Raw genomic sequence first — 14,583 nt, forward strand, 5'->3', positions numbered from 1 at the left:
CAAACTGGTAATTAGGTGCATAAAAAGGCACAAGAAACGGGCATTGCATCTTGCGTGACAAATATCAGTATAATTGTTTTCTTTAGATAAAATTATTGACTATTATGCTTAAATCCTACAGCTTTCAGCAATCTACAGCAATTCGTTATATTTCTAGCACCCTTCTGAGCCTATCATTGCTTGCATCTCCCGCAGTAGTACTGGCACATGGTGGGCATGGAAACGAATTTAAAAGCGGAGGCGATGCTCAAACTACAGGCTCAATTCAAGTTGATGCTGATACGGCGAATCGGCTAGGTATTAAAGTTGAGCCTGCAAAAAAGCAGCGGTTGAATATAGGTATCAAAAGTACAGGGCAAATAGAGACTTTGCCTGACCAAAAAGTTGAGGTGACTGCGCCGCTAACGAGTAAAGTAGTTGAACTATTAGTAAAACCAGGTAGTAAAATTAAAAAGGGTCAACCAGTGGCGGTAGTCTCTTCACCTGAGTTGGTGGAGTTACGCGTCGGTTCTCAAGAAAAACAAGCTGATGCACAAGCACAATTGCAAAAGGCACAAGCCGATTTAAAACTAGCGCAAGAAAATTTAGACCGTCAGGAAAAAATATCTGATGCTGAGATAGCACAAGCACGTAGCCAATTAGCCGCAGCCCAAGCACAATATAATCGCGACTTGGCACTGGTAAACCAACGCGGAGTTTTAAAAGTTGCCCAAGAAAACCTTAAACGTCAGCAGCAGATAGCAAATGCTAACGTAGCACAAGCTAATACAGAAGTAGCAGTTGCCCAAGAACAATATGACCGAGATCAGGAACTAGTAGAAAAAGGCGCCTTACCAAGACGACAAATGCTAGAGTCTCAAGCAAAATTGGAAAGGGCAAAAGCCGAACTCGCTAGAGCTTCAAACCGTCCAGAAGTTGTTCAAGCCGAATCTGAAGTTAAAAGGGCTGAAGTTGAATTGCCATTACGGGAATTACGAGATTCTCAATCGCGCGTAGCTGAAGCACAAACTCAACTTAAGAGAGCGATTGCCCGCCGGGATGTTTTAGAAGCACAAGCACAACTAAAACGCGCCCAATCTGATGTGACGGTAGCAAATTCACGTATCAATTTGAGTAATACTACTTATAATACTAGGTTACAGCAATTGGGAACTACTGCGAATGCAAAAGGATTGGTAACAATAACCGCTCCTATAAGTGGCACTGTTACAGACCGTGAAGTTAACATTGGTCAATCGCTACAAGACGCAGGCGGCAGATTGATGACGATTATCAATGATAATCAAGTTTTTGCTACGGCGAACATTTATGAAAAAGATTTAGACAAAGTTAAAAACGGTCAACAGGTAAGGGTAAAAGTTGCTTCACTCCCTAATAACACTTTTGAAGGTAAAATTACTCGCATTGGTTCGGTGGTAGAGGGAGAAACGCGAGTTGTGCCCGTACAAGCCCAAATCAACAATACAAGCGGTCAACTCAAACCCGGAATGTTTGCTGAGTTGGAAGTACTTACAGACAAAACCTCGACAGATATTGTAGCAATTCCAACTTCTGCTATTGTTGATGTTAATGGCAAAAAAACAGTCTACGTCCAAAATGGAAATGCTTTCCAGGCTACAGAAGTCACTCTTGGACAAACTAGTGGCGATATGGTTGAGATAAAAAGTGGTTTATTCGACGGTGACATGATTGTCACCCAGCGCGCACCACAGCTTTACGCACAGTCTTTACGTGGAGGAAGCGCTCAAGAAGGAGAAAATAAAGAAGAAGCTACTCCCCATACGGACGCTACAGAGATTAAAACTAATAGTTTACCCGTACCCTTACTGTTAATGACAGCAGGGGCAGGGTCGATAATAACTGCTTTAGGTATTGTGGGTGGGAATTTCTGGCTAAATCGTCGTAAACGTTCCAGTTTAGCAGTAGTCGGTGCTTCTGAGGAGTCTGTAGGATTTGAAACTGAAACGGAGCTTTATTTGGATAACAAGCAGCAGGTTAGTATGTCTCCTACACCAGTAACTATTGATAAGCGTGATTAGTAAGTCTCAGAGCAAATGCTCCTCGCTCTAAATTTCATCCTAATTTCATACACATCTGTAAAACTATAAAGTAGGTGGTACAATTTCGCAACATTCAAAAACTCTTTGATGCGAAGTGTACTGCGAACTTTGCCAAAAGTGTAAACCGAACCTGATAGCTAAAGGAGATTGACAAGCGATGGGACTGTCTAACCGTAACCAACCAAAAAAAGCAATTCATTGTCTTTCTGGCACGCTTAGTTGTATGTTGTTACTAGCAAGTCCAACACTTGTTTTAGCTCATGGCGGTCATGGTGACGAATTTAAAAGTGGAAGCGACGCTGGAGGAACACCCAGTTCAGTACAAGTTGATGCCGAAACTGCCAACCGACTTGGTATTAAAACTGAAACAGTCAAGCGTCAACCTCTAGCTGTAGGTATAAAGACTACTGGACAAATTGAAACGTTACCTAACCAAAAAGTAGAGGTCACTACCCCAATAACAGGCGCCAAAGTAGTTGAGTTGTTAGTGGAACCCGGCGCCACTGTTACAAAAGGTCAACCTGTTGCTGTAGTAACAAGTCCTGATTTGGTGACATTGCGCGTTGAATCCCAAGAAAAACGTGCAGACGCAACAGCATCATTACAACAAGCACAAACAGATTTAAAATTAGCTCAACAAAATTATCAACGCTATGTACAAATAGCTAACGCTGAAATTGCTACTGCACAAAGCCAGGTATCATTTGCTGCCGAAAAATCTAGTAAAGATAACCAGTTAGCGAATGCAGGCGCCTTACCTCGTCGTAATGCTTTAGAATCTCAAACTCAGTTGGCAGAAGCACGCGCTAAATTAACTACTGCTAGTAGTAAGCGTGATGTTATCGAAGCCGAAGCTCAAATGAAACGCGGGCAATCAGCAGTGCAGGTAGCACAGGAACGATTGCGCCTCAGTGATAGCACTTACAATACTCGACTGCAACAAATTGGTAACGCTCCTAACTCAAAGGGTTTGGTAACAGTGACGGCGCCTATTTCAGGTAGAGTTGCTGACCGCGAAGTTACACTCGGTCAAACCTTTAACGATGCGGGTGGCAGATTAATGACGATTACTAATGATAGTCGAGTTTTTGCTACGGCAAATATTTATGAAAAAGATTTAGACAAAGTAAAAGTTGGTCAAAGAGTCAGTTTAAAAGTCTCTAGTTTACCAGACCGTACCTTTTCTGGAAGAATTTCGCGTGTAGGTACATCCGTACAGGGTGAAACACGAGTCGTTGCAGTTCAAGCCGAAGTCGAAAACTCTGGTGGGCAACTGAAACCAGGAATGTTTGCCGAACTTGATGTACTAACAGACAAAACATCGGCGCCTGTAATTGCAATACCCGCAGCATCAATAGTTGATGCAAACGGGAAAAAGTTAGTCTACGTACAAAATGGGAATGCCTTTCAAGCTACGGAAGTAAATTTAGGTCAAACTTCTGGTGATATGGTGTCCATTAAAAGTGGTTTGTTCGATGGCGATGTAGTCGTTACACAACGGGCGCCGCAACTCTATGCACAATCTCTACGGGGTGGTGGGAAAGCAGCATCCGAGGATAACCATACAGAAGAAGCTAATATCCAAGCAACCCAAATAAAAACAAATGCACCAATACCTTTATGGCTGTTGGGAGTAGGAGGAGTAGTTGTTATTGCTGGTGCTTTTGCAGCGGGTGGTCTTTGGTCGAGTCGTCGAATGCGTAAACCAATAGCAGCAGTTGGTCATCCTGAATACGATGGTTTTACTTACTCTACTGAGCCTTATATCGATAACCACAAGCAACCAAGCACATCACATTCTGTTTCCAGTTCTGATAAATCAGACCAAAAGTTATAGTAATCCAAAATCGGATTATGGATTTAAGGGATGACACGGATTTCACGGATATTTATAATTTCAAATCTAAAATCGAAAATATAAAATGCTTAGTAACATTGTAAGGTGGGTGATTGACCGACGGTGGCTCGTTGTTTTGGCTACAATTGTTGTTTCATTGTGGACATTTTACGTCATACCCCAGATGCCGTTAGATGTGCTACCACCGTTTGCTCCCCCGCAAGTGGAAATTCAAACCGAAGCACCTGGACTGGCGCCGGAAGAAGTAGAATCTTTAGTTACTTTACCAATTGAGAGTGCAATTAATGGTACACCAGGAGTAACGGCAGTTCGCTCATCGAGTGCGGCGGGAATTTCTGCGGTCAGGGTAATATTTAATTGGGGTACAGAAATTTATCAGGCACGTCAACTAGTTACCGAAAGGCTACAACAAGCTACAAGTAAATTACCACCTGGAGTAGAAATACCCCAAATTTCCCCGACTACCTCACCTGTAGGTTTAGTTGTTCAATATGCCTTCACTGTCGAAGACGAGAACAAATCAAGTAACACTACACTCAGCACTCAGAACTCAGCACTCAGCACTTCTTTAATGGAGGTGAAGCGAATTGTTGATTGGCAGGTTACAAATCGCCTTTTAGCAGTTCCAGGTGTGAGTCAGGTAATAGTTTTTGGTGGAGATACTCGTCAATATCAAGTATTAGTTGACCCAGCGAAGTTAGCAGCTTTTAATGTTTCTTTAGAGCAAGTGACTAATGCTGCAAAAGCCGCCAATGTTAATGCACCTGGCGGTTATTTAATTACACCAGATACAGAAAGGTTAATTCGTGGAATTGGACGAATTGAATCTATTGAAGATTTGAAAAAATCAACTATTACTTCACGCAATGGAGTTCCTGTTAGACTACAGGATGTTGCTGATGTACAAATTGGAGGCGCCATTAAACGCGGTGATGGTAGTTTTAACGGCAAACCAGCAATTATTTTAATGGTTAATAAACAGCCGCTAGTTGATACTCCTACTGTTTCCCGATCCATAGAAACAGCAATGAAGGGAATAAAAGCGGGATTACCCTCATATATTAAAGTTACTACGACGTTCCGTCAAGATAGTTATATTGAATCCTCAGTTGACAACGTTCGTTCATCGTTAATTCAAGGTAGTATTATCGCAGCAGTAATTCTAATTCCTTTTCTGATGAATTGGCGTACTCTTACAGTCTGTTTATTAGATTTTTTCTTAACATTACTGTTCGGTTTATTAGCACTTTCATGGTTAGGTATTGGACTCAATACTATGACTTTAGGTGGTTTGGCAGTAGCAATTGGTACTGCGATTGATGATGCTATTGTTTACGGTGAAAATACATATCGCCGACTACGGGAAAATAAAACTGCTTCTAACCCATTACCACCACTCGAAATCATTTTTGAAGGTTCTCAAGAAGTACGCGATTCCTTAATTGGTGCCACGATTATCGGGATTATTGTTTTCTCGCCAATATTCACTTTACCAGGCATCGAAGGTCGAATATTTACCCCAATGGGTATTTCTTACTTGGTGATAGTAGTCATTTCTAGTTTAGAATCATTATTAGTTTCCCCAGCTTTATGTGCAATTTTATTACCAAATGTCAAGGTAACAAAGCGAGAACCTTGGTTGGCAAGATTATGTAAAGGAATTTATGTTTCCTGTCTAAACTTTTCGTTCCGAAATTCATTATTAATCATTGGTGTAGCATTAGCTTTAACAGTAGCTTCAATCGCAATTATTCCTTCTTTTGGTAGGGCATTTTTACCAGAGTTCCAAGAACAAACAATGGTAAATACCTTAAGTTTGTATCCTGGCGTATCTTTAGAAGCAACAACCAAAGCTGGGTATGTAGTAGAAGAAGCACTGAAAAATGACCGTAGATTTGAATTTATTCAAACACGTTCGGGACGTGCGGCGGGAGATGCAGATGCAGCAGGTGTTAACATTGCCCACGTTGATATTGAACTCACTCAAGAAGGGATGAGAAATCGAGAAAAAACTTTAGAAAAAATGCGCTCTGAGTTTGGTAAAATACCAGGAGCGGCGCCGAACGTTGGCGGTTTTATTTCTCACCGGATGGATGAGGTTTTATCTGGGGTTCGCAGTGCTATAGCTGTAAAAATTTTTGGTTCTGACTTAGCAGAACTCCGAAAAATCGGAGAACAAGTAGAAGCACAAATGAAAACTGTTAATGGGGTTGTAGATTTACTGCTTGAACCTCAAATTCCCGTACCGCAAATTCAAATCAAATTTGATAGAGATGCTGCAAGTAGATACGGTCATACAGTCGGAGACCTTTCTAACATCATTGAGACTGCACTCAACGGACAAGTTGTTTCTCAGGTTTTAGAAAATCAACAATCTTTTGACCTTTTAGTTTGGTTAAAACCAGAAGCACGGCAAAGCTTAGAAACGATTCGCAATTTATTAATTGACACTCCGAATGGACAGAAAATTCCTTTAGGGAATGTTGCAAGAATTAACGACGGTACTGGACCAAATACAATTAATCGTGAAAATGTTTCCCGTTTAATTGTAGTTGCCGCAAATGCAAAGGGACGAGACTTACGCTCGATTGTCAATGAAATTGAAGCCAAAGTCAAAAGCAATGTGCAAGTTCCTGCTGGTTATTTTATTCAATATGCTGGTCAATTTGAAGCAGAAGAACGCGCTACCCAGAATATTCTTGTTTTCAGTCTTATCGCGTTTGTTGCAATTACGGTACTAATGTACCTTTCAGTTAAATCTATCCCTTCTACTATTATGATTATGATTAACTTACCAATTGGTTTGGTAGGAGGTGTAATTGCAGTAGCGTTAACTGGAGGAGTTATATCGGTTGCGTCTTTAGTTGGATTTGTTTCTCTGTTTGGGGTAGCGACTCGCAACGGTTTATTATTGGTGGATAATTACAATAGTAAATATGCTGAAGGGATGCCGTTGAAAGATATTATTGTCAAAGGGTCGATGGAACGACTAAATGCGATTATAATGACGGCTTTAACTTCCGCTTTGGGTTTGGCGCCGATGGTACTGCAAGGTGGACCAGGACAAGAACTATTACAACCACTTTCTATAGTCGTTTTTGGTGGGTTGTTTACTTCGACAGGAATAACTTTGGTCGTTTTACCTGCTTTATATGCGAAGTTTGGTAAATATTTATTTCCTAAGAAAGCAGATGAAGCTAAAGAGGAGCAGTTCTTCATGCACATGTAATTATCTAAACTGGATATTAGAGATTTCTAAATAAAAAAATCTCCAAAATCTTTTTATGGGATGGGTGTCAAAGCCCATCTCATATTTATTAGAGCGAGCAAGAATAGCCACCCCACGACAGAGTTAATTTAATTTTTGAAAATCTCTTAATCTATCAACAGGAAATTTCATCATGATTTCATATTCAGATGTAATACTAATTAAGTATAGGGAATAAGCTGATTTAATAGTTTATACTTCCAACAAAGTGGACTATTAATGCTAATACAAAATTTATTTAAGAAAGTTCCTTTCGGAGTCATGAAAATGAGAAATGAACCTTTAACTACAAATGATATGGTGCGTACCTATCTCCATGAAATTGGACGCATCCCTTTGTTGAGTCACGAGCAAGAAATTTATTTTGCCAAGCAAGTTCAACTGATGATGACAGCACTGGCTCAAAAAGAAGAACTTTCCAAAAAATTACAGAACGAACCTACACTACGAGAATGGGCTGAAAGCGTAAATTTAACTGAAGAGATACTACTGGAACAGCTAAATTCTGGGCAAATTGCCAAGCAAAAAATGATTTCAGCCAATCTTCGGCTCGTGGTATCGATTGCGAAGAAATATCAAAAACGTAACTTAGAACTGTTGGATTTAATTCAAGAGGGTACATTAGGGCTGGAACGGGGAGTTGAAAAATTTGACCCTAGTTTAGGATACAAGTTTTCAACTTACGCTTATTGGTGGATTCGTCAGGGAATTACACGGGCAATAGCCCAACAGTCACGTACTATCCGCGTACCTATCCATATTGCTGAGAAGTTAAATAAAATTAAGCGTATTCAACAAGAATTATCTCAAAAGCTGGGCCATATGCCTACCGTTACTGATATTTCTGAAGCGCTCAATTTGGAACCCAGCCTAATTCGAGAGTGTTTACAGTTTTCTCGTCAACCTATCTCGTTAGACAAACGGGTTGGACTAGAACAAGATACCCAATTACAGGATATGTTGCAAGACAACGGAGTATCTCCTGAGCATTATACAGAGCAAGAATTACTTCGTCAAAATATTCATAATTTACTGAAAAAGCTGACTCCACAACAAAAAGAAGTGTTAACGCTACGTTTTGCTTTAACAGGCGGATATAGACTTACATTAGCACAAGTTGGCGAGCGTATGGGTCTTTCTAGAGAACGAGTACGCCAACTTGAAAAACAAGCAATAAGCACTCTAAGAAAATATAAATATAAGGTACGCAATTATTTAACTAACTAATTTCTCGCACGTCCAAAAATTAGTGCCAGATAAAAGGTTCACCTACTGAAAAACTTTAATTATTTATATTGCTTTTCCTAAAATGAATTTAGAAAAATCTCCTCCTCAACGCCTTCATCTTCATTACTTAGATGGCTTGCGAGGAATTGCTGCTTTGTACGTAGTCGCTGTACATATTGAGCCGTCTACAAGAGAAGCATTACCTGCATTTTGGTTAATTTTTGAAAAGACACTCAGATATGGTGCATTTAGTGTTGTTATCTTTCTTGTGCTTTCTGGTTACGTGTTAATGTTGCCAGTTGTTAAATCACAACATGGTTTAATCTCAGGTGGCTTTCTTAAATATATTAAACGCCGCGCACGCCGAATCTTGCCACCTTACTACGCGGCTTTGATTGGATGCCTGCTACTTGCGTTTATAATATTTTTACTGGAGGAGTTTACCAGTTTTAAATGGGATAAAGTTGCAGGAGAAGGCCCATTTTCCCCCTACTTTAATTTTATTGATGTGTTATCTCATCTACTTCCAATACTGCTCGGTTAAGGATTTTTTACGTTGATTTCGGGCACGTAGAGACGCGATTAATCGCGTCTCTACAAGGTTTATGGTTTTATCGAATTTTCTTAACCGAGCAGTATTGCATCTACTTCTTATTCACAATTTTAGCAGCAGTACATATTTAACTATTAATCCACCGATGTGGAGTGTTGCGACAGAGTGGCAGCTATACTTTTTATTTCCGTTTTTACTACCAATTTGGCGCCGCTTTGGCTTATTATCGGTAGTATTTGCCGCTTTTATTGTAGGAATATTACCCTTTTACATACTGAATGATTTTTCAATGGCATCCAGTTCTTGGTTTATTGGCTTATTTACCTTGGGGATGGCAGCAGCAGAAATCGGATTCTCTCAAAAACCTAAATTAATCTCTCTGAGAAATTCCTTACCTTGGGGTAATCTAGCAATAATTTTAACTCCTATTGCTTTTGTCACTGAATGGAAGAAGTTAGGACTACCGATATGGATTGGTCAAAGTTTTTTTGGTATAGTCTCAGCTTGTCTATTTATTTACTGCACTCGGTTTGTAATTGAGGGCAAAAAGTTGCCTCATGTTCTGAGCATATTAGAACATCCTTGGGCTGTTGCGCTTGGAGCATTTTCTTACAGTCTGTATCTAACTCACGGACTAGTTATCACAATCACACGTTACCTGCTTTTTGGTTTAAATATAACTCCCTTCATGTTTGCAGCAGCATCTTATTTGATAGGCATACTAGCATCCTTAGTTTTCGCTTACTGGTTTTATTTGATTTTTGAGAAACCATTTATATCTAGTTCCAGTAGTAGCAGGTAAAACTTAAAGATTAACTTATTTTCAAATATTGGCTTGATACGTTTCGCAAAAACAACGCAGGTTATAAACTTAATAACCCAAGATTTATCATAAAATTTTATCTAGCCAAAGAAAATAACAAAATATCTCTGATATACAGGTACTAAAGTAGTACTAAATTAGTATATCTAAAATATACCTAAATTTCATCCTGATTTCATCTTGATATGAAAAACTTATAATTAAGGTATATAAAATACCTGCTTGGTGCTGTTCTTTCAAAGGAAAAAGGAGGAAGTTAAAAGGACAAAAACCTTCTCAAATCAGGATTTTATCTTTATCCTTCAACCTTTTTCCCCTGAATTATAATTTATTAAGCTATGACCGAATTTGTGCAAGCATCTATCAATAATGAAAATAAGATTTGCCCCGTCAACTCTTACCATGAATGGGATCCACTTGAAGAAGTGATTGTCGGTCGATTAAACGGAGCTAACATTCCTCCATATCACGTTTACCCAGCATTCTCAAATCTTGGGATATATTAGAAGCACCCCAACCTGATCCAGTTTCCGGAATCACAGGAGCAATGTGCAGTAAATGGATTAGCTTGAATATGTTAATGCTAGATGAAAAACGAATCATTATGGACAGCACGCAAGAATCAATGATTAAATCACTAAAAAATTGGGGATTTGAGCCAATACCCCGTTCATTTATGGACTTTGTTCCCTTTGGCGGCTCTTTTCATTGCGCGACTTTGGATGTTAGAAGAAGAGGAGAGCTACAATCTTACTTTTAAGTGCAGCCTCTATTGCACTATATCTATCGTAAATATAAAATTTTCCTTAAGCTTTTTTATTTAGCCGCAGAAACTCAACAAATTTCATCTTGATTTCATTTTGGTCTGGGACATTATATACAGTACCTACGGAACGAATATTGTTATATACCAAGCTACTATCCAGCAAGAGTTGAAAAAATAATGCTTAATACTAATGCTTAATACTATTGTCAAATGGTCGATAGCTCAACGGTGGCTGATAGTTCTAGCCTCGATACTAATCAGCTTATGGGGATTTCGTGTTATTACACAAATGCCCCTTGATGTTTTTCCTGCATTTGCTCCTCCACAGGTCGAAATCCAAGTTGAAGCTTCGGGTTTGGCGCCAGAGGAAATTGAATCTTTGGTTACTCGACCGATAGAAAGTTCAATTAACGGGACACCGGGACTAGTATCTTTACGGTCGGCTTCAGCGGTGGGTATTGCTTCAATTAAAGCTGTTTTTAGCTGGGATACCGATATTTACCGTGCGCGCCAACTAGTACAAGAACGTCTGCAACGCGCGCAAAGTTTACTACCACAAGGGGTAGACCAACCCGAAATTCTCCCCGTTAACTCACCGCTAGGCTGGACGGTAAAATATGCCTTTACTTCAAATACAACCTCGATGATGGAAGTATGGCGTATTGTTAATTGGGACATCAAAAACCGCCTGCTTGCTGTGCCTGGGGTTAGTAACGTATTTATCTATGGTGGCGATGAAATTCAGTATCAAGTATTGGTTGACCCAGATAAACTTAAACAATATAACATTTCTTTAATAGATGTAACGAAAGCTGCACAAGAGTCGAACAAAAACGTACCAGGAGGATTTTTAATTACTCCTGACCAAGAAATGTTAGTACGCGGGATTGGGCGGATTGATTCAATTGATCAACTTAAACGCTCGGTTATTAAAGCGACAAAAGGCACGCCCGTATTATTAGAACAAGTAGCAGATGTACAAATTGGTCCAGCACTGCGGCGGGGAGACGGATTATTTAAAGGTAAGCGTGCGGTAATCTTAACTGTTACTAAGCAACCTGCAGCAGATACTCCAACGGTCGTGAGAGCCGTGGAAGAAGCAATGGCGGAAATTAAGCCAGGACTGCCAAAAGATGTAGCGTTCGCCAAAACCTTTGACCAAAATTTATTTATTGAAGGTTCGGTCAAAAACGTTGAAGAAGCGCTGCGCGACGGTACAATTATTGTTTCCGTTATCCTGATTCTATTCCTAATGAACTGGCGGACGGTAGTTATTAGCCTTAGTGCTTTACCTGTGTCGTTACTTTTGGGGATGATTATCCTGAACTGGACAGGTCTAGGTATTAATACCATGACTTTGGGAGGGCTGGTAGTAGCAATTGGTTCTGTGGTGGATGACGCAATCGTGGATATGGAGAACGTTTATCGGCGCCTGCGCGAAAATCAAGTGTCTCCTCACCCCAAAAAACCTTTGCAAGTAGTTTTTGATGGTTCAGTTGAAGTACGTGTCAGCGTGCTATTTTCTACAGTAATTATTGCTGTTGTCTTTGCGCCAATTTTTGCACTAACAGGGGTGGAAGGTCGCATTTTTACGCCGATGGGGATTGCTTATCTATTATCAATTTTGGCTTCTACTCTGGTTGCATTAACACTGACTCCAGCATTGTGCGCTTTATTACTTGCGAATCGGCGCCTACCCAGTGCAGAAACTTGGGTGGAACGTAAAGCACATCAAGTTTATCGTCCCGCTTTGAAATTTGCAATTCGGCGCCCCAAGATAGTTTTGGGGATAGCTTTGGCGGGATTTGTCGCTGTGATGGTAATTTTACCTGGTTTAGGAAAAGTTTTTTTACCAGAGTTCCAAGACCGTCAGTTAGTAAATGCCATAATCCTTCTACCTGGAGAATCTTTGGATGCGACAAATCAGTCTGCTTTAACAGTGATGGATGCACTCAAAAATAACAAGCTGCTTGATACTATTCAGTTTCGATCTGGCTTCGCTCAAGGCGATCCTGATGTAGCGGGGGTTAATTTTGGGGAAATGGATGTGCAAATTAGCGAAGAAGGAGCCAAAAACCGAGAAAAAACAATTGAAGTTTTGCGTTCTGAGTATGAAAAACTTCCAGGTGTTGCAACTAATATTGGTGGTTTTATTTCCCACCGTATGGATGAAATTTTATCGGGTGTAAGAAGTGCTATAGCTGTCAAAATTTATGGTCCCGAACTTGAACAACTCCGTACTATAGGTCAACAAGTACAAACGGCGATGAGTGGTATCCCTGGAATTGTGGATTTGCAACTCGAACCGCAGGTTCCTGTAAAGCAGGTGCAAATTCAGTTTGACCGCGATGCAGCCGCTCGTTACGGCTTAAGTATTGGCGAACTTGCAGATACAATTGAGACAGGATTGAATGGAAAAGCTGTTTCCCAAATCTTAGACAAACAACAAACTTTTAATATGGTTGTTTGGCTGCAAGAACGTTATCGTCATAATTTAGACATACTTGGTAATTTGTTAATTGACACCCCGAACGGGCAAAAAATACCGCTTTCTCAAGTTGCTAAAGTTGATTATGGCAGCGGACCTTCGACTATCAACCGTGAAAACGTTTCTCGATTGATTGTAGTTGCTGCAAACGTTTCAGGAAAAGATTTAGGTTCTGTAATTAAAGACGTGCGAGATCGGGTCAAGCAAATCCAACTTCCGGGAGGATACTACGTGCAATTTGGCGGACAGTTTCAAGCACAGGAGCAAGCAACCCAAACCTTGCTTATTTCAGGGGCTGGTGCCTTTGCAGTAATTGCAGTTTTGATTTACTTCGCCGTCCACTCAATTCCTGCCACACTAATGATTATGATTAACTTGCCACTAGCGTTAATTGGTGGTGTAATTTCTGTCGCTCTTGGTGGTGGTATTATTTCCGTTGCTTCGATGGTTGGTTTCATTACTTTATTTGGAGTCGCAACGCGAAATGGATTATTACTAGTAGATAATTATAACAATCGTCTAGCTGAGGGGATACCGCTCAAAGAAGTAATTGTTGAGGGTTCAATGGAACGCTTGGTAGCGATTCTACTCACAGCCCTCGCATCAGCACTTGGCATGGTTCCGTTAGTAATTGGCTCTGGCGCAGGTAAGGAAATTTTACAACCTTTGGCGGTGGTTGTTTTAGGGGGATTAGTTACTTCTACAGCCTTGACACTATTAGTTTTGCCAGCTTTGTATTCGATGTTTGGTAGGTTTTTGGTTCCTAAAGAAACAAAAGAAGATATTCAAGATATTAATGCTACTCAAGGTTCAGTTATATGATGTTCAATTTATTAAATCTTCCCAGAGGTCAACCTGGGATACATAGATACTCATGCCCTTTGCATGAAATTACCGTAGTTTTATCTAATTAACAATTGATGAGGAGTAAATCAATGAGATCACTCAAATTAAATTTTGTGCTTTTAGCTAGTGTAGGATTATTTTTCTTAGGCGCCTGTAGTAACCAAGCATCAGAGCCTAGCAGCAGCAATACAAATAGTGGTACAACAGAAACCGCAGCCAAAACTGACACTGCAAGCAAAACTGAAACATCTGGTGAAAAATCCGCGCATGGCGACTCGCATGGTAAAAATGCTCAAGTTGTTGAATCTGGAAAGTATCACTTAGAAATGGTGCCTGAAAAAGAAGGTAATGCAACACATTTAGATTTTTACTTGCAAACAGGTGATAAACACGAAGCAGTACCAAATGCAAAAGTTACGGCTGATATTCAGTCACCTGATGGAAAACAAAAGACAGTTCCCCTTACTTATGATGCTAGTGGTAAGCACTATACTGCTAAGTTGGATGGTGGTGCAGCAGGTCAATACCAAGTAAAAATTACTGCGGCTGTTGGCAGTGAAACAGTAAACGGGCGGTTTAATTTTAATCAGTAATCTAACTGATTAACATTATCAAGAATGTAGTTTGGCATAAAAAAGAAGCGTATTGCAAAAAGTAAATTTTGTTTCAACTTCATTATTTTTGCCAACTACTT

9 protein-coding genes are annotated in these 14,583 nt (G+C 40.0%); all 9 read left to right on the plus strand.

Features of this window, described 5'->3' with window-relative positions; all coding sequences use genetic code 11:
* Positions 1-104: 104 nt before the first annotated feature.
* The 9 genes from DSM106972_RS33810 to DSM106972_RS33845 all read left to right on the plus strand — a co-directional run bounded on the left by DSM106972_RS33810 (position 105) and on the right by DSM106972_RS33845 (position 14,482).
* Positions 105-2,039, plus strand: coding sequence for an efflux RND transporter periplasmic adaptor subunit (locus tag DSM106972_RS33810; protein ID WP_127084807.1), 1,935 nt, complete (start codon positions 105-107; stop codon positions 2,037-2,039).
* A 178-nt stretch (positions 2,040-2,217) separates the two neighbouring features.
* Positions 2,218-3,897, plus strand: a complete 1,680-nt coding sequence (locus DSM106972_RS33815; RefSeq protein WP_127084808.1) for an efflux RND transporter periplasmic adaptor subunit — start codon at positions 2,218-2,220, stop codon at positions 3,895-3,897.
* Positions 3,898-3,982: 85 nt separating this feature from the next.
* Positions 3,983-7,147 carry an efflux RND transporter permease subunit gene (locus DSM106972_RS33820; RefSeq protein WP_127084809.1) on the plus strand — a complete coding sequence of 1,055 codons (3,165 nt, stop codon included), beginning with the start codon at positions 3,983-3,985 and terminating at the stop codon, positions 7,145-7,147.
* 300 nt (positions 7,148-7,447) lie between these two features.
* Positions 7,448-8,413, plus strand: coding sequence for an RpoD/SigA family RNA polymerase sigma factor (locus DSM106972_RS33825; protein ID WP_127084810.1), 966 nt, complete (start codon positions 7,448-7,450; stop codon positions 8,411-8,413).
* Between the two features lie 82 nt (positions 8,414-8,495).
* Positions 8,496-8,957, plus strand: coding sequence for an acyltransferase family protein (locus DSM106972_RS55945; protein ID WP_127084811.1), 462 nt, complete (start codon positions 8,496-8,498; stop codon positions 8,955-8,957).
* 61 nt (positions 8,958-9,018) lie between these two features.
* Entirely contained in the window at positions 9,019-9,768 is a 750-nt protein-coding gene (locus DSM106972_RS55950) for an acyltransferase family protein (protein ID WP_127084812.1), read from the plus strand.
* A 359-nt stretch (positions 9,769-10,127) separates the two neighbouring features.
* A complete protein-coding gene (locus DSM106972_RS51700) occupies positions 10,128-10,295 on the plus strand; it encodes a hypothetical protein (RefSeq protein ID WP_158632927.1) in 168 nt (55 codons plus the stop codon).
* Between the two features lie 450 nt (positions 10,296-10,745).
* A complete protein-coding gene (locus DSM106972_RS33840) occupies positions 10,746-13,865 on the plus strand; it encodes an efflux RND transporter permease subunit (protein ID WP_127084813.1) in 3,120 nt (1,039 codons plus the stop codon).
* 113 nt (positions 13,866-13,978) lie between these two features.
* A complete protein-coding gene (locus tag DSM106972_RS33845; RefSeq protein ID WP_127084814.1) occupies positions 13,979-14,482 on the plus strand; it encodes a hypothetical protein in 504 nt (167 codons plus the stop codon).
* Positions 14,483-14,583: the final 101 nt, after the last annotated feature.

This window comes from Dulcicalothrix desertica PCC 7102, from assembly GCF_003991905.1.
Taxonomy (GTDB): Bacteria; Cyanobacteriota; Cyanobacteriia; order Cyanobacteriales; family Nostocaceae; genus Dulcicalothrix; species Dulcicalothrix desertica.